Source organism: Sorangium sp. So ce362, from assembly GCF_051519845.1.
In the GTDB taxonomy this organism is placed as follows: Bacteria; Myxococcota_A; Polyangia; order Polyangiales; family Polyangiaceae; genus Sorangium.
The window spans coordinates 7,422,342-7,439,805 of the sequence record NZ_CP150332.1; the positions used below are offsets into that span (position 1 = coordinate 7,422,342).

Here is a 17,464-nt window from a genome sequence, read left to right on the forward strand (position 1 = left end):
GTGCGGTTTCTGCTGGAATCGTCGCCGGGCTTGCGGGCGTGATGGTCAGCGCAGGCGTGGGCTGGGCCGGCGAGGCAGAGCAGACCAAAGGATTCGTGGGTCAGCAGGCCTTCAAGGGAGAGCGCGGTCCTCAGGGGCCGGCGGGGCCCAAGGGTGAGCGCGGTCCTCAGGGGCCGGCGGGGCCCAAGGGCGAGCGCGGCGAGCCGGGCGCGCATGGGAAGGCGGGGCTCGTCGGCCCTCAGGGCCTCAAGGGCATTGACGGCACGCACGGCCATCAGGGGCTCAAGGGCGAGATCGGCCCTCAGGGCTTCAAGGGCGTCGACGGCGCGCGCGGTCCTCAGGGGCCGGCGGGGCCCAAGGGCGAGCGCGGTCCTCAGGGGCCCAAGGGTGAGCGCGGCGAGCCGGGCGCGCAGGGACAGGCGGGGCTCGTCGGCCCTCAGGGCCTCAAGGGCATTGACGGCACGCACGGCCATCAGGGGCTCAAGGGCGAGATCGGCCCTCAGGGCTTCAAGGGCGTCGACGGCGCGCGCGGTCCTCAGGGGCCGGCGGGGCCCAAGGGCGAGCGCGGTCCTCAGGGGCCCAAGGGTGAGCGCGGCGAGCCGGGCGCGCAGGGGCAGGCGGGGCTCGTCGGCCCTCAGGGCCTCAAGGGCATTGACGGCACGCACGGCCGTCAGGGGCTCAAGGGCGAGATGGGCCCTCAGGGTCTCAAGGGCATTGACGGCACCCACGGCCGTCAGGGGCTCAAGGGCGAGATGGGCCCTCAGGGCCTCAAGGGCGTCGACGGCGCGCGCGGTCCTCAGGGGCCGGCGGGCCCTCAGGGGCCCAAGGGCGAGCGCGGCGAGCCGGGCGCGCAGGGGCAGGCGGGGCTCGTCGGCCCTCAGGGTCTCAAGGGCATTGACGGCACCCACGGCCGTCAGGGGCTCAAGGGCGAGATGGGCCCTCAGGGTCTCAAGGGCATTGACGGCACCCACGGCCGTCAGGGGCTCAAGGGCGAGATGGGCCCTCAGGGCCTCAAGGGCGTCGACGGCGCGCGCGGTCCTCAGGGGCCGGCGGGGCCCAAGGGCGAGCGCGGTCCTCAGGGGCCGGCGGGCCCTCAGGGGCCCAAGGGCGAGCGCGGCGAGCCGGGCGCACAGGGGCAGGCGGGGCTCGTCGGCCCTCAGGGCCTCAAGGGCATTGACGGCACGCACGGCCGTCAGGGGCTCAAGGGCGAGATGGGCCCTCAGGGCCTCAAGGGCGTCGACGGCGCGCGCGGTCCTCAGGGGCCCAAGGGCGAGCGCGGCGAGCCGGGCGCGCAGGGGCAGGCGGGGCTCGTCGGCCCTCAGGGCCTCAAGGGCATTGACGGCACGCACGGCCGTCAGGGGCTCAAGGGCGAGATGGGCCCTCAGGGCCTCAAGGGCGTCGATGGTGCGCGCGGTCCTCAGGGGTCCGTGGGACCCAAGGGCGAGATGGGCCCTCAGGGCCTCAAGGGCGTCGATGGTGCGCGCGGTCCTCAGGGGTCCGTGGGACCCAAGGGCGAGATGGGCCCTCAGGGCTTCAAGGGCGCCGACGGTGCGCGTGGTCCTCAGGGCCCCATGGGACCCAAGGGCGAGGTGGGTCCCCAGGGTCTCAAGGGCGAGCGCGGTCCCCAGGGTCTCACGGGTGCCATCGGTCCCCAGGGCCTCAAGGGCGAGCACGGTCCTCAGGGCCTCCAGGGTCCCAAGGGCGAGCGCGGTCCTCAGGGGCCGGCCGGGCCGGTCGGACCCAAGGGCGAGATGGGCCCTCAGGGCCACCAGGGGCCCAAGGGCGAGGTCGGTCCCCACGGTCTCAAGGGCGAGCGCGGTCCCCAGGGTCTCACGGGTGCCATCGGTCCCCAGGGCCTCAAGGGCGAGCACGGTCCTCAGGGCCTCCAGGGTCCCAAGGGCGAGCGCGGTCCTCAGGGGCCGGCCGGGCCGGTCGGACCCAAGGGCGAGATGGGCCCTCAGGGCCACCAGGGGCCCAAGGGCGAGGTCGGTCCCCACGGTCTCAAGGGCGAGCGCGGTCCCCAGGGTCTCACGGGTGCCATCGGTCCCCAGGGCCTCAAGGGCGAGCACGGTCCTCAGGGCCTCAAGGGCGTCGACGGCGCGCGCGGTCCTCAGGGGCCGGCCGGGCCGGTCGGACCCAAGGGCGAGATGGGCCCTCAGGGCCGCCAGGGGCCCAAGGGCGAGGTCGGTCCCCAGGGTCCCAAGGGCGAGCGCGGTCCCCAGGGCCCCGCGGGCACCATCGGTCCCCAGGGCCTCAAGGGCGTTGATGGCGCAAGGGGCCCCCAGGGTCTCCAGGGCCTCAAGGGCGTTGATGGCGCAAGGGGCCCCCAGGGTCTCCAGGGCCTCAAGGGCGTTGATGGCGCAAGGGGCCCCCAGGGTCTCCAGGGCCTCAAGGGCGAGATCGGTACCCAGGGCTTCAAGGGCACCGACGGCGCACGGGGCCTCCAGGGGTCCCAGGGGCCCAAGGGCGAGATCGGCGCGCAGGGACCCATGGGCCCCCCCGGAATCGCCAAGATCCGCGTGGTCTCCGTGACGCGCGAGGCAGGGCCGACAAGCACGTTCGTCAACGTCAAGGCGCTCTGCAACGCGGGTGAAGTCGTGATCAGCGGTGGATTCTCGATCTCCGGCGGAGCCCAGGCGACCAGCAGGGTGGTTGAGAACTCGCCGTTCGACGCCACCGACCAAGGCCGCCCGGGCTGGACCTCGACCGCCGTGTTCGAGAACGGCTACGGCAAGAAGGGGCAGACGGTGGCGCTGACCACCTTCGCGGTCTGCGCCGAGGTGCCCGAGCGCTGACGCCGAACGACCGCAGGGCCATGCTCACGTGACCGTGAGCCCCACCTCTCGACCAGCTGCCCTCTGTCCCCCCCACCACAGCCCTGAGGACAGGGGACAGCTGGCTCAGCCCCGCAGCCTTGCTCCCCACACACCGCACGGCGAGCGGCCGCGCCGCCGCCGCGCACGCCCCGCCCTCATCCCCCTCCGCCGCGGACAGCAGCGAGCTGACGCCTCCACGCCCACCAGGACCCCCCGACGCGCCCCGGATCCTCCCCACAACGTAGGACAGCTCACGCCATCGGAGCACCAGGACCCGGGTGCCGGGTGGGGCCGTGGTGCAGCTTGCACGCTTTTCGCAAGGAGCCCGGTCGGTGACATCGTGAACATTCGGCTCTTCAACGGCACCGAAAAAAATGCGCGGCTTCCGCGAGATTTGCCGGAATTCCGGCGCGTCGTGGCTGCTGCGCACGATCGCGGCGCCGCGACGCGTGGCGCCACGGCGGCGCCCTTTGTCACAGCTGTCGTCATGTGCCACAGCAGACCTTTCACGTAGTCGACTGACCGGCTGGTGAAGGCATCCCCTCACTTCAACCCAGAGGTACGAGGCATGTTGGAGAGAACCACGGAGAAAGCTCCTTGCCTCATCGACTCTGTGGTAACCTCCCCCACGAACGAGGACACGAAGGAGGGGTTTCTCTCAGGTCAGACCACATGCGTCAGAGCGCCCCCTAGAGGGAAACCATGAGTGTAGATTGCCCTATGAAGACGACCCAGCATGCACCGATGACCCGAGCGCACCACAACCGTCTTGTGATCGCGCACGTGCTGAACTCCTTCCAGGTGGGAGGCGCGGAGCAGGTCGTGGTGGATCTGGCCGGGCTGCAGCGCGCGGCGGGGCATGAGGTGATGGTCGTGGGCATCGAGACGAACCCCGATGGGCCGCGCGCGGCGCAGCTCCGGGAGCGCGACGTCGCGGTGCACATGATGCCGAAGCGCCCCGGCTTCGACCTCAAGCTCCCCGGGAAGCTCGCGGCGTTCTTCGCCAAGCATGGTGTCTCCATCGTGCACTCGCACAATCAGCTGCCGCTCATCTACGCGACGGCCGCGGGCCGGCTCCACCGCGTGCCCGTGTGCCACACGCTGCATGGCGCCATGTTCGATCAGGGCCGCAGGGCCTGGCTGCGGCACATGGCGGCCAGGTTCGCCGACGCGCACGTGGCCGTGTCGCAGCCGACGGCCGACTTCATGCTGAAGCACAACGAGGTCCCGAGCTCGAAGCTGCACGTGGTCCTGAACGGGATCGATCTCTCCCGGTTCAGGCCGGACTCCGTGGCCCGGCGCCGCATCCGGACCGAGCTCGGCATCCCCCAGGACGCGTGGGTCGCCGGGGCGGTCGGGCGCCTGTCGCAGGTCAAGAACCACGCCCTCCTGCTCCGCGCGGCCGCGGGTGTTCTGTCGGACAACGGGCGCCTCCTCCTCGTCGGAGACGGACCGGAGGCCGCCTCGCTGCGCGCCCTCGCCGAGGAGCTCGGCATCGGCGACCGCGTCGTCTTCGCCGGCGAGCGGCACGACGTGCCGGAGCTCCTCTCCGCGAGCGACGTCTTCGTCCTGTCGTCGACGTCGGAGGGGCTGCCGCTTTCCATGGTGGAGGCCATGGCCACCGGCCTGCCCGTGGTCTCGACCGCCGTGGGCGGCATCCCTGCCCTGATCACCGACGGAGAGACAGGCTTCCTCGTGCCCTCGGACGACGTCGACACGCTCGCCGCGAAGCTCGCCGAGCTCAAGGCAGATCCCCGGCGGTCCGCAGCGATGGGCAAGCGAGGGCGGAAGCTCGCGGTGGGGCGCTACTCGGCGGAGCGCATGATGGCGAGCTACATGGATATCTACGAGACGCTCCTCTCCCGGCGGGAGTCGGAGCGACGCGCCGTGCTGCGGCCGAGCGAGCTGCTCGCCGGCCTGAACGCGTAGCCCGCGCGCTCAGGCGAAATGCGCGCCCCGGAGCGAGCCCGGGCTGAGGGCGGGGCCCCTGGCCGCCCGACGCTCGCTTCAAGGCGCGCGGGGGATCGTCGAGAGCGCACCCGGGATCGTGGAGAGCGACGCCGGCGACGAGAGCCCCGGCGTCCGGGGGGGCCGCGTCGGGGTCTGGGGGCGACCTGACGGCGATCGCGCATCGAGCGCGCCGGGGTCGCGCACCTCCGTCGAAGGCGCGAGCGACCCCCGCGGCGGCGGTGGCATGACGGTGCTCCGGGGCAGCGGCACGAGGGTGCTCCGCGCGGGCGGCACGAGGGTGCTCCGCGCGGGCGGCGCGACCGCGACCGCAGCCTGCGCCTCGCGCACCGCCGCCAGCATCGACCGCGCGTCGGGCCAGCGATCCGCCTGCGCGAACTCGAGCGCCCGGTCCACCACCCGCACCACGACAGGGTGCATCGACGGCTGGATCCTCGCGAGCGACGGGATCGGGCACGTCATGCGCAGGAAGAAGAGCTCGTTGACGGTCGACGCGTCCTGCACGTACCGGTTCGTGAGCAGCGAGAACATCGTCGCCCCCAGCGCCCAGATGTCCGTCCGCGCATCGACGAGATCCCAGCGCGCGCGCGCCTGCTCGGGCGGCATGTACGCCGGCGTCCCCATCGCCCGCAGCCCCACCAGCGACGTCTGCCCCGAGGGGACCCGCAGGCGCGCGATGCCGAAATCGAGGAGCTTCACCGAGTAATCGCGCGTGAGGAAGATGTTGTCGGGCTTCAGATCCCGGTGAACGACCTCGTTATCGTGCGCGGTCGCGAGCACGTCGAGGATCTGCTCGCTCAGGGAGAGGACCTCGGCAGGAGGCAGCGGGCCCTCCTGCGCCTTCCAGCGCTGGAGGAGGGTCTCTCCCTCCAGGAGCTCCATCACCAGGAAGGGCGACCCATCCTCGGTCACGTCGTCCGCGAGCACCGCCACGACCCCGGGGTGATTCACGGTGCTCACGATCGCCTTCTCGCGGAGGAACCGGGCCCGATCGACCTTGTCCCTCGCCCGATCAGGGTGCAGCAGCTTGATCGCGACCCGCTGGCCGCTCCGGTGCGTCGCGGCATACACGGCGGCCATCCCCCCGAGGCCGATCAGCGCGTCCAGCCGCCACGCGCCGTTGAGCACCGCCCCCACGCGTGCCTGCGCCCTCTGGCCATGCGTGACATTCTCGAAGTCCATGGCTGGTTCTCTCTGTGTGCCATCGGACAACCGACGCCTGGAACGGGCGGTGTCCAAAAGCAGCTCATTTCATGGAAAAATTCAGCAAGACCTGCGCCACGGCGACCCGCGTCCAGGACCGCGGGCGAACGGGCCGAGCGCATGGGGCGAATTGCCCCATGCGGCAAGATGCCACGACCCTTGCGCCGGGCCTGCCTGAGGCCGCGATTGGCCCCCCTGGCAGCGTCCGTCGCGGTATCGGGCTCAGTGGAGGCCCCTCATCGTCGGGTCGCCCAGCTTGAACGCAGACAGCGCCTGGCGCATGAAGACCGGCACGGAGACGTAGCTCTCGAGCGCGACGCAGGCGCGGTTCGAGGTGCACGTGCAGCTGTAGAAATCGCTGTAATCGTCGTCGTCTGCGGCGGAGTCCTCCTCGCAGCCGGGCACGCCGTCGCTCAGGACCTCACCGTCCGGCGTGATGGCGGCGACCGTCGGATCCCACCGCACGATCGGCTGCCCGCTCTCCGGGCTCAGCTTCACCTTGTGCCAGTCCGCCTTGCCGTCGCCGTCGAGGTCGGGACCTGCCTCCGTGACATACGCCCTGGCCAGGAGCTCATTCCCATGCTCCAGGACGCGCGCGCCGATGCCCTTCTGCACGACCTTGCCGAAGATGGTCTCGGTCCCGTACGTCTTCGCCACAAACACCTTCCCGGACGGATGGTGGAGCTCGATCCGGTTCGGGAACGCAGGATCGGTGTCTGCCCCGGTCTCCCAGACGTGCATCATGTCCAGCCACCTCTGCTTCTGGTTCTCGGGGAGGTAGAGGAGGGTCCAGGCGATGAGGAACTTCTGCTGCTCCCAGCCGATCTGCGGGTCGACGATGGCGACCTTGGCCGGGGCCCGCGGGTTCCACGGCGCGCTGTCGACCGCGCCGTACGCGCTGCAGACGATGCTCCCCGCGCCGGGGAAGCAGCTCTCCGGCCCGCTCTCGCTCCACCACGAGGTCCAGCCGAGCGCGCTGGCCGGATACCCGCTCGCATCCCGGACAGGCCGGCCGCGGTCGTCCGCCTCGACGCGCACGCCCTTGATGGCGTCGTCGCCCGTGAGGTTGTTGCCGAGCCAGCGGCGGTACCCTTCCGGGAACACGTCGGCGAGAGAGACAGCGCGGTAGCGCGCGTCGAGGAAGTCGTGCCGCGAGTCGCTGATGAAGTTGTCGACCGACTCGGTCATCAGCATCGCCACCCACGCCTTGTCGTAATAGGAGCCGGCGTTCATCGTGTACGACGAGTCGTACTCGCCCTTGTCCTCCGCGAGCGCGTTCTCGAGCGGCTTGCCGCCCAGGGCGATGTCGCCGAAATACCCTGTCGCGCCGTTCGGAACGACCACCACCGTCGCCCCGGGCTCGCCGAAGACGTCGCTCGATGACCGGAGGACGGTGTCCCCTGCCGGCAGGAAGTGCTCGCCCGGCTGCGGGCGCGCCATCTGGAGCGCGAAGTGATCGAACGCGATCCCGGCCGCGAGGATGTTCTCCTTGAAGGTGCTGCCCGCGGCGTGGACCCAGAACGTGTCGAAGTCGTAACCACGGTCCAGCGCGAACTCGCGGTAGATGTTCGCGACCAGCCCGAGGCCCTTCGCGCCGTCGCGCATCTTCGCGTTGTAGCGGTTCAAGGTCCGCTCCGACGCCGCGCGCACGCTGAAGGCCTGCCGGTCGCGGCGGTAGTTGTCGAAGATGTGATTCACCTCCTGCTGCGTGATGAAGAAGTTGAAGAGCTCGTACGCGTCCGCGCCGCTGTCGTGCCGGTACACGCTCAGGTTGCCGAGGTCGGCCCACCGGTCCGTCGCGAACCCGTAGGGCACGCGGGTGCGCCCCGCGGGATCCACCGAGGGCCCCTTCACGCCGTCCGGCGTCTCCAGCGCGCGCCACGTCACATAATCGACCTTTTGCTGCCGGCACCGCGTGTACTTGCCGTCGACCGGCACGATCTGCCCATCGAGCACAGGGTGCCAGACGCCGTCCCGCTCCTCGTTCCAGCCCGAGGGTATGTACGCGCTCGGGTCGACCTCGACGCAGCTCCCCGGCTGGATCAGGTCGTATTTGTTCTGCAGGTCGGAGTAGTGGATGTCCTCGTCGTCGTACTCGGGCTGCAAGCCGAGGACGCCGCCGAAGTCGTCGACCTTGGCGAGCATGCCCTTGCCGCGCGGGGTCGTCGCCTTGTAGCTCGGGTCGGCGTGCACGGAGATGACGTCGCCGTAGAACATGCGGGCCGCGGCGAAGTCGTAGGCGCCGAGTCCGATGAGGTCCTGCGTGGGCTCGCCGGCGTAATCCATGGTCGACGAGTGCATGAACATCCAGAGCAGGTTCTTCCGCTCGTTCTCGGTGACGGGGTCGTAGTAGCGCGGCCCGACGCAGGCCTCGCCGTCCTCCGAGAGCGTCTCGCACAGCGTCTTCACCCGCCCGTCGTTCGTGCGCAGCTGCCAGTACTGCGGCCGGTAGCCCCAGGCGTCGGACGAGCTCACGAAGTTGTGGCGCAGGCCGACGGAGTGGCCCATCTCGTGGAGGATCACCGCGTAGTGCGCCCGCTGCGCGAGGTAGCGCCGCATCGCCTCGGCGCGCCGCACCTTCTGCGCGGCGTCTCCCTCGCCGAAGCGGCCGTGCTTGCTCGCGAATTTCTCCTCGAGGATGTCCGCCAGGTTGGCCGTCGCGAGCGGCGCCGGGGCCTCGTGCATGACGCACGCGCCGCGCTCGGCGAGCGCGAGCTCCCGCAGGTTCCTGAGCTCGCGCTGCACGCTCGGGTTCGCCCCTCGGAGCGGCGAGGCGAAGCGCATCACCTCGTCCGTGAGCGGCAGCGCCTCCACGCCGGTGAGCTCCTGGATCATCTTCGTCGTGAGCTCGGCCTCCAGCTCGGTGCCCACCGCGGATCGGCGGCGCGCCTCGTAGACCGCGCGCATGCTGTCCGGCGCCGTCGCGTCGGCCGCGATCGCGCGCACCTCCTTCGAGAGCCGCCGGAGGCTCTCGCGCAGCGCTGGATCGCGCGCCATCTGGCCGGACGCGTCCTCCGCGCCCACCCCGGCGGACCGGGAGATCCGCCGCGCGATCTCCTCGCGCGTGAGCCGCGGCAGCGCGCCGCCCTTCGACGCGCCGTCGCTCGCCTGCGCCCAGTCCCGGACGTAGTCGCCGTCGGTGACCTCCTCGGTCTTCAGCTCTCCCTTGATGTAACGGGCCGTGTCGACGACGCCCTGGCTCCACATGTCGCTGACGTGCGTCCAGACGTTGATGCTCGACGCGATCTTCTCGCCGGTGAGCGGGTCTTCCGAGTCGCTGTAGATGCCCCAGGCCGAGGGCGACTGCGGCGCCTCGAAGTTGTTGATCTGGTGATAGCGCAGGTCGCCGATCCGCGCGTTCAGCGCCTCACGGCACGCCTTCATCAGCGCGGGATCGCGCCCCGCCTCCTTGCGGCGCTCGTCGCCGCACATCCTGGCGGTCACGCCCTCCGGGAGCCGGGGGCCGCCGCACGCCTCCGGGTCGGTCGCCTCGACCGGGCTATGACAGACAACGATCGCCTCGGGCATCTTGGCGAGCGCGACGACGCCAGGCGCGTAGCCGCGTCGTTTTCCGAGCTCGTCGGCCAGGGCGTCGCACCCCTGCCCCTCCCGCGCCCCGCCGCGCCGGCACGCGTCGACCTCGCGCGCGAGCGCGATGGCGTCGGCGCTGTCGTCCATCTGCCCGTCGTAGATCGGGAACTCCGCCCTGCAGCGCGCCGCGTCGCCCGCCGTCCGGACGCACTCGGCGTACCTGGCGGTGACGACGGCGCTGCGCAGGGCGACATCCCACTCGTGGGCTGCCCAGTCCGTGGCGTCGAAGTAGTCGGGGTGGCTGCTCGACGTCACGTACCACGGCTGCGGCACGGCCTTCCGCCGCTGGTACGGCAGGGTGCATCGCTGCTTGAAGGTGTCGCACCGCGAGCCGGGGCCCACCGTCACCTGCGCCCCCTCCTGGTCCATCATCGCCCCGGTGACCGCCTCGCACTCGTCCTCGGTCCCGTTCTTGTCGTCATCGCGGTGCGGATCGGCGGAGGCGGGGGTGGTCTCGGGCGTGAAGCAGGGGATCTCGCCCGTCATGCGCTCCGGATCGGCGTAGTAGTGGCTGCGTTCCCAGAGGTTGTACCGCGTGATCATGCGGTGCCACTTGGCGTCGCTCATGCCGTAGTTGCGCGCGTAGCCGAAGCGCTCGCGCACGAAGGGGCCGAACGCCCGGAAGCGGTAGCCGTCCCACTCGGCCGGCTCGTAGTCCCGCTCGACGACGCGGCGGAAGGACTGCCGGAGCGTGACCTCGACCGGGTTGCAGGACCCCACCGGCGCGGTGCCGCCGGGGAAGTCCGCGTCGAGCATGCAGGCCGGGAAGCTGTCGATGCCCCACCCGAGGTGGCTCAGATCGATGAGCTGCGGCATCGCGAAGGCCTTGTTTGTGACGTCGAAATATCCCGCCTCGGGGTCGAAGTGGGGCGCGTCCGGGTGGCTCGGGTCGCTGACGTAATAGGAGAGCGGCTCGTACTTCACGCCGCCGTAGACGCCGATGAGCGACAGGGTATCGAAGTCGTAGGAGTCGACGTTCAGGTTCTTCGACCAGTCGACCCGCAGGTACTCCCGCGCATACCAGGGACGGTCGGTCGTGTTTTCGACGACGACGTTGCTCTCTTCCCCCGTCGCCCGGTTGTAATCGCGCTGGACGTCGAAATGCGAGAGGATCTTGTACGCGACGGCCACGACACCGTCATCCGTGGCCGCGCCGGCTCCCTTGCCGTCGGTGTCGTTCACGCGCTCGTAGGTGAGGCGCCCGATCAGGAGATCTTCCTGGATGATCCACTTGATGCGCGCGACCTCCGCCTGCGCGTACGAGGACGAGAACAGCCCGTCCTGCGAGGCGCCGTAGCCCACGTCGACCACCGTGGTCCGCGTCCAGAACTCCGGATCGTCCTCTTTGCTCTGCAGATCGGCGCCGACGAAGAACGATTTCGCCAGCGCGTTCGCCTGCACCTGGCTGATCGGCGCCCGCTCCTCGGCGCAGCCCGCGCTCAAGCCCACGGCTGCCGCGAGCAGTGCCAGTCTCACGATCCAACTCATCGCAGAGTCCTCCTCTTGCAGCTCGGTCCCGAGCGCGCGTGCCCCCATGAGAACCTCGGCGTCCGCACGCGATCTGCCGTGACGGCCGCCCCGGTTGCGCGATTGGCGTCTCTGCTCGCCCTCACCGGGGCTGCGGCACATCGCGTGCCACGCGCCTCAAAGCGCCCTTGTTCGCAGCAAACCCCTGCTCGTACGGTGTCTCGTCGACCTCCGCCGTGCGACCGCGCGGCGCCGCCAGCGTTAGCGGACTGACGCCTTCGCCCGCCCGCTCGCGGAACGTCCCAGGCGAGTCGGCGGGGGCCCCGCTCCGCCCCACGAGCCTCCGCTCCGGGGGCCGAGCAGCCCGGCCCCCGCTCCTCCCCTCCGCCTCCCCTCCGCTCCCCTCGCCTCTCTCCGCCCGCTGCGGTATCGACAACCTCACCCGACCGGGAGGAACACCTTGCCTGAGGGAGACGTCCTGCTCTCGAACGCCGACGGCGCCATCCGGGCGCTCGGCCCCGCCGTGCTCGTCTGCGAGTGCCATGGCGACGGCATCGACCTCGCCGTACGTCGCGTCGCCGCGTTCGCGCTGACCGCCTCGCTCATCATCGTGGGCATCGTGGCGGCGCGCGCGGCCCCCTTTCCCATCCTCTTCATCGCGGTCACGTGGACCGCAGGGGCCACCGCGGCGCTGCTCGTCGTCCGGCGGCGCCGCCGGCGCCACGGCCTGTTCCGCCTCGACTTCGAGCGGGCCGAGCTCGTCCAGGAAGGCCGCGGCTTCCGGCGGGTCTTTCCGATCCAGGCGATCGTCGGCATCTCGACCCCGCCGGCCTGGGACGCCGAGGTCGACGAGCCGGGCCTCGCGCCGCGCTGGCTGCTCCTTCGCCTGTCGACCGGGGAGCAGCTGCGCCTGGGCAGGGCGCCCGCGTACGCGCTCGGCCCCGCGCTCGCCTTCCTCAAGCGGGCCGGCGTCGAGGCGTGAGGCCACGCCCGCCGCCGTGCCGTCAGGGCCCGGACAGGCTGGGGTAAGCCGGACCGAATTCCCTGACCATGGTCCGGCTATCCGAGAGGAACGGCGTCTTCATCGCCTCGTCCTGGTAGATCGGCCTGACGATGCAGGTGTTGCTGCCGCCGCACTGCCCCGGATCGGGCTTGGGGAAGAGCACGTCCGCCACGAGCCAGAACCTGTCGCCCGAGTCCTCCGGGAGGAACGAGACGGGCTGCTCCGGGTCGTAGAAGCCGGTCGGCCCGAGGTCGGCCCCGAGCTCGCCGTTGCAGAAGATCTTGACCCGCGGGTGCACGTCCGTCGACGCGGTGCCGCCGAAGTAATGCACGGCGATCCGCATCCAGCCGTCCTTGGGCGGGAAGTCGACGTTGATGTTCTCCGGCGCGCAGAAATTCGGATTGTCAGGGTCGGTGATGCGATGAACGCAGGAGATGTTGTCGAGGTCGAGCCGCGGGTTGTGGCACCCCTGGCCGTTGGCGCGCCACGCGTCCCCCACGCCGCGGGGCGCGTAGAAGCACGTGTTGTTGGCCTCCTCCGGATCCAGATACCAGTTCACCGGCTCGGGCGGCGTCGCCCCGTCGTCGAACCAGCGGATGGACGAGCCGCCCAGGAAGCCGTCGAGCGTGCAGTTCCCGTAACCGCACGCGACGCTCGAGCCGCCGATCGTCCAGGGCTGCGTGTTGTTCGGCTTGTGGAGGTAGAGGTCCAGATCGACGCTGGCCCGATCGTGCTCCCACTCGAGCTCGACGCGGAGGCCGCGGGCGCCGACGAACAGCGGGTAGGCGCAGGTCGCGGTCTCGCCGCCCGCCACGCGCTTCGTGTACGTGACCGTGTACTCGCCCGACTGCAGCGGCTTGAAGTCGTCCGCCGGATCCGTCCCGCCCACCGAGGGGCACGGGTCCACGCCCGGTGGACAGGCCACCGTCCAGACCTCGGAGCCCGCGAGCGCATCCTCGCTGAACGACCCGGTGCCCTCCTTCAGGTCGACCTTCGCCAGCGGAGCCGTCTGCATCGGGTGGCAGCCCGTGCCATCGTTCATGTGGCAGCTCTCGTCCGCGTGCACGCCGCCAACGCACGAACCCCACGAGCCTGTCTCAGCGCAGAGCTGGGTCCCGGGGAAGCACCCCGGGCTGTGCCGGAACGATGGGTCGCCGCGAAAGCAGGAGTGCGCCTGGCCGGGGATGCACGGGCACGTCTCGTCGATTTCACCGTCGCAGTCGTCGTCGAGCCCGTCATGGTCCACGCCGAGCTCATCCACGCCGCAAAGCTCCGTCGGGCCGCAGGCGCTCCCGCACGGGTTGACCTCCACGTGGGGCGTCTCCTGGGTCGACCCCCCATCGATGTTGATCAGACCGCCGAAGCCCTCCGACGCGCCCGTCGGGCCGCCCGCCCCGTCCCCGGCGGCGCCCGCCCCGCCGGCGCCGCCCGCCCCGCCGGCGTTCGCGCTGCCCCCCGTCGTCCTGTCCAATGCGAACCGCTCGCCCTCGGCGCTGCAGCCGGCCGCGATGCCGGCGCCCGACGCGGCGGCTGCGAGGACGACCGGGAACACGGAGAGGACACGAAGACGAGACATGATACCTCCACTCGGGGACTTCGGCGCGGGATCGCAGCGGGCCTGCGTCCGCTCAGCACCACAGCGAAGAACACCGTTGGCAAAGCGGCGACGCTGCAGCCCGGCGACACGCGAGAATGCGCGCCCAGGGATGGCAGACCACGAAGCCTCGATCCTCTTCCGGTGAGAGCCGGAACCGGTGTGCGGGCTCGACAGGTGACGTGCAGGACTCACCGGCTCCCTAGCATGGTTCTCCGGCCGGCGTCGGAGATAACGAGCAGCCGGGAGCCGGAGAAGCGCGCTCTCCGGAGGCGCCGAGTCACGCAAATCACTATCCAGTCAATCATTACAGGGTTATTGCCTGCCGTCAGGCGCGCCAGCGCTCCGTTCCGAGCGCTCGAGCCCGCCGGCTCGCGCGCCGCCAGCCGCAGCGCCGGAGACGCAGCGGCAGCGCTCGCTCGATTGCGGCAGCGCTCGCTCGAGCGGCGGAGGCTGCGGTGGTCCGGATGCGGGGGCGCCCGTCGCGCCCGCGGCTCAGGGCAGCTTCGGGTAGGCTGGACCGAAGCTCGTCTCGACGTCTTCCTCGGTGGTGAGCAGCGGCGTCTTGCTGCCGGTATTCCGGTAGATCGGCTGGACGATGCAGTTCGCCTGACCGCACTCGTCCGACTTGGGGAAGAGCACGTCGGCCACGAGCCAGAACGTGTCTCTCGCGCCCGCGGGCGCGAAGGTGACGGGCCGCTCGGGGCCGTAGAACCCGGTGGGCCCGAGATCGGCTCCGAGGGCGCCGTTGCAGAAGATCTTGATCCGCGGGTGGATATCGCCGGGCGACGCGCTTGCGCGATAGTAATGTACGCCGATCCGCATCCACTGGTCCTTCGGCGGAAAATCGATGTTGATGTTCTCGGGGGCGCAGAAGCCGGGGTCATCGGGGCTGTCCACGGTGGGGTCGCACTCCCCCCTGTTGTCGAGGTCGAGCCGCGGGCTGTGGCAGCCGAGCCTGTGCGCGCGCCACGCGTCCCCCACGCCCTGGGGGGCGTAGAAGCAGCTGTTGTTGCTCTCCAACGGGTCGAGGAACCAGTTCACCGGATCCGGCGGCGTCGCGCTGTTGGTGAACCAGCTGACTCCCGAGCGCTTCACGAAGTGCTCGATTGTGCAGTTGTTCCAGCCGCAGTCCTCCGACGAGCCCGAGGTCGCCCAGGGCTGCGTGCTGTTCGGCCTGTGGAGGTGCAGGTCGAGATCGACGCCGCCGACGTCGTGCTCCCACTCGAGCTCGACGCGCAGGCCGCCCGCGCTGACGAAGAGCGGATACTGGCAGCTCTGCGTCTCGCCGCTCGCGACACGCTTCGTGTAGGTGACGGTGTACTCGCCCGATTGCAGCGGCTTGAAATCGTCCGCTGGATCCGACCCGTCCACGCCGGGGCACGGGTCGATGCCCTCGGGGCATTCGACCGTCCACACCTCGGAGCCCGCGACCGCATCCGCGCTGAAGGTGCCGGTGCCCGGCTTGAGGTTGACATCGGCGAAGGGCGACGCCTGGATCGGGTGACACGCGGCGTCGCTGTTCGCATAGCAGCCCTCGTCGGCGTGCACGCCGCCGAGGCACGGCCCCCACGTGCCGGTCTCGCCGCAGAGCTGGGAGCCGGGGAAGCAGCCCTCGGCGTTCCGGAACGACGGGTCCCCGCGGAAGCAGGAGTGCGCCTGGCCGGGGAGGCAGTGGCAGTCCTCGTCGATCTCACCGTCGCAGTCGTCATCCAGGCCGAGGTTCGCGCCGGCGCACAGCTCCTGCGCGCCGCACGCGCTCCCGCACGGGTTCACCGTCACGACGTCGGGGGGCACCTGCCCTCCATCGACGTTGAGCAGCCCGCCCGCCCCGTCCGCCTCGTCCGCCCCGCCCAGGCCGCCGGCACCCCCTGTGTCGTCACCTCCGCTCGAGTCGCGCCCGCCGGGATTGCCCGTCGCGCTACAGCCGACCGCGATGCCGGCGCTCGACACCGCAGCGCCCGCGATGATGAGGAGCGAGGAGGAGAAACGAAGTCGACCCATGAAACCTCCATTCGAGGGCAATGCGGTGACCCAGCGGGTTAACCCCCCGCCCGCCACCCCCGGCATTCCACAGCTCACACGAGCGTAGCAAAATCAGCAAGCGACAGCTGCACTGTAGCGCAGCAGGGAAACGAGGCCCTCGCATCGCGCGCCGCCGTCGATCCGAGCGCCGTCGATTGGCTACATGTCAGGCGAGCCGGGGCGTTCGGCGAGCCGCAGGCCTGGCCGCCGACACGTGGCGTCCTGTCGCGCCGAGGAGCGGCGCGCTGGAACAGCGCGTCACCACGGGCCAGGAGAGTCCTGTTGCATTGCGTTGCAGCCTGCAGGACGGCGCCATCAGGACGGACGCGCGCCCGCTGACGAAGGGGCACTCTACCCGAGGATCGGCAGCTGCCTGCTGCCCTTGGCCCTCGTCGGCTGGGGCTGCTGCGGCTCCTGCTGCGGCTGCGTCGCGGGCGGAGCGGCGGTGTCCTCGATGTGCACGCCGGACCGGAAGCGCTGCTCTCCCCCCGCGATCTTCCGGTGCGCCAGCGAGTGCTGCATGAAGTTCAGCGGAAAGAAGCCGGCCAGCTGAATCCAGCTCGACTGCCGCGTCAGGGTGAACCTGCGCCAGATCGAGGACGGCGAGTAGAATTTCGTCCATGCCGACACCCAGCCCTCCCGGAGCCGCTCCCGGGACATCTGCTTGGGCACGAAATAGGGTGAGCCGGCGTCGTGGTCGCGGCGCAGCCACCAGCGCTCGTCCGTGAGGCGGCCCTCCGCCTTCAGGCGGCGGTACAGCTGCGTCGCCGGATACGGGGTGAGGATGGCATACAGCGCCATCGTCAGCTTCATGTCGATGCCGAACTCCACGGTGCGATCGAACACCTCGGGATCGTCCGTATCGAACCCGAAGACGAAGCTCCCCCAGACCGAGATGCCGTGCTCGTGGAGCATCGCCATCGTTTCCTTGTACTGCGAGGGCCGGTTCTGCCGCTTGCCGGTGAACTTGACCGTCTCCTCGTCGATGCTCTCGAAGCCGATGAAGAGCGCCTTGCACCCGCTCTCGGCCATGAGCTTCACGTTCTCGAGGCGCTTGACCGCGGCGAGCGAGCACTGGCCAATCCAGTGCTTCTTCATCGGCGCCATCCGGGTGAACAGCTCCTTCGAGTAGGCCCGGTGGATCATCACGTTGTCGTCCGCGAACATGATGAGCTTGCCGAGCGTACCGAGCTCGCTCAGCACCTCGTCGGTCGGGCGGAACCGCATCGTGGTGCCGTTCGCCGTCGACACGCTGCAGAACTCGCACGGGTACGGGCAGCCGCGCATCGTCTGCACGACCTGGAACGGGATGTACTTCTTGGAGGTGAACAGGTCGCGCCGCGGCGGGGGCCTGCCGGCCAGGCTCGGCAGCTCGGGGCGGTAGATGGGTTTGAGCTCGCCGCGCTTCGCGTCCGCGAGCAGGACGGGCCACGCGTCCTCCGCCTCGCCGACCACGACGGCGTCCGCGTGCTGCATGGCCTCGTCAGGACAGGCCGTGGGGTGGATGCCCCCGAGCACCACCTTGACGCCGCGCCTCCGGTAAGCGGCGGCGATATCGTAGCTCCTGCGGGCGGTCTTGCTGTCGACGCTGATGCCGACGAGATCGACGTCCTTGACGTCGCGCTGGAGGTCGAAGGGCTGCACGACGTCATCGGTGTAGATGACCTCGTCCTCGGGGGGCGTGAGCGCCGCGAGGGTGCCGAGCCCCACCCGGGGCAGGTAGGCGGAATCTTCGCTTGCCGTGGCGATGAGCTCGATCTGCATGGCCGATCGTGTTTATCACGGCGCCGGGCCGCG

8 protein-coding genes are annotated in these 17,464 nt (G+C 70.6%); 3 read left to right on the forward strand and 5 right to left on the reverse strand.

Translation table 11 applies throughout. The annotated features are described in order from the left end of the window. The first annotated feature begins 95 nt into the window (after nt 1-95). Nucleotides 96-2,795, forward strand: a complete 2,700-nt coding sequence (locus tag WMF17_RS28185) for a collagen-like triple helix repeat-containing protein (protein WP_437644179.1) — start codon at nt 96-98, stop codon at nt 2,793-2,795. 765 nt (nt 2,796-3,560) lie between these two features. After that, nucleotides 3,561-4,745, forward strand: coding sequence for a glycosyltransferase (locus WMF17_RS28190; protein WP_437596256.1), 1,185 nt, complete (start codon nt 3,561-3,563; stop codon nt 4,743-4,745). A 78-nt stretch (nt 4,746-4,823) separates the two neighbouring features. Here the strand turns inward: WMF17_RS28190 and WMF17_RS28195 are convergent, their stop codons facing one another. Both WMF17_RS28195 and WMF17_RS28200 read right to left on the reverse strand, forming a co-directional pair. Next, entirely contained in the window at nt 4,824-5,966 is a 1,143-nt protein-coding gene (locus WMF17_RS28195) for a serine/threonine-protein kinase (protein ID WP_437644180.1), read from the reverse strand. 243 nt (nt 5,967-6,209) lie between these two features. After that, entirely contained in the window at nt 6,210-11,054 is a 4,845-nt protein-coding gene (locus WMF17_RS28200; RefSeq protein ID WP_437596258.1) for a hypothetical protein, read from the reverse strand. A 451-nt stretch (nt 11,055-11,505) separates the two neighbouring features. Between WMF17_RS28200 and WMF17_RS28205 the strand changes: the two genes are divergently transcribed. Then, nucleotides 11,506-12,027 (forward strand): hypothetical protein, encoded by a 522-nt coding sequence (locus tag WMF17_RS28205; protein ID WP_437596259.1) that lies wholly within the window; start codon nt 11,506-11,508, stop codon nt 12,025-12,027. Nucleotides 12,028-12,049: 22 nt separating this feature from the next. Here the strand turns inward: WMF17_RS28205 and WMF17_RS28210 are convergent, their stop codons facing one another. The 3 genes from WMF17_RS28210 to WMF17_RS28220 all read right to left on the reverse strand — a co-directional run bounded on the left by WMF17_RS28210 (nt 12,050) and on the right by WMF17_RS28220 (nt 17,431). Continuing rightward, the gene (locus tag WMF17_RS28210; RefSeq protein WP_437644181.1) at nt 12,050-13,624 is read right to left on the reverse strand and encodes a hypothetical protein; all 1,575 of its coding nucleotides are present in this window, start codon (nt 13,622-13,624) and stop codon (nt 12,050-12,052) included. Between the two features lie 513 nt (nt 13,625-14,137). Beyond that, nucleotides 14,138-15,646 carry a hypothetical protein gene (locus tag WMF17_RS28215; RefSeq protein ID WP_437644182.1) on the reverse strand — a complete coding sequence of 503 codons (1,509 nt, stop codon included), beginning with the start codon at nt 15,644-15,646 and terminating at the stop codon, nt 14,138-14,140. Nucleotides 15,647-16,018: 372 nt separating this feature from the next. Continuing rightward, entirely contained in the window at nt 16,019-17,431 is a 1,413-nt protein-coding gene (locus WMF17_RS28220) for a B12-binding domain-containing radical SAM protein (RefSeq protein ID WP_437644183.1), read from the reverse strand. Nucleotides 17,432-17,464 lie beyond the last annotated feature (33 nt).

Bases quoted from the DNA above. Each gene is read 5' to 3' on its own strand.
- WMF17_RS28190 (WP_437596256.1), top strand. From the start codon at position 3,561: ATGACCCGAGCGCACCACAACCGTCTTGTGATCGCGCACGTGCTGAAC.
- WMF17_RS28195 (WP_437644180.1), bottom strand. From the start codon at position 5,966: ATGGACTTCGAGAATGTCACGCATGGCCAGAGGGCGCAGGCACGCGTG.
- WMF17_RS28210 (WP_437644181.1), bottom strand. From the start codon at position 13,624: ATGTCTCGTCTTCGTGTCCTCTCCGTGTTCCCGGTCGTCCTCGCAGCC.
- WMF17_RS28215 (WP_437644182.1), bottom strand. From the start codon at position 15,646: ATGGGTCGACTTCGTTTCTCCTCCTCGCTCCTCATCATCGCGGGCGCT.
- WMF17_RS28220 (WP_437644183.1), bottom strand. From the start codon at position 17,431: ATGCAGATCGAGCTCATCGCCACGGCAAGCGAAGATTCCGCCTACCTG.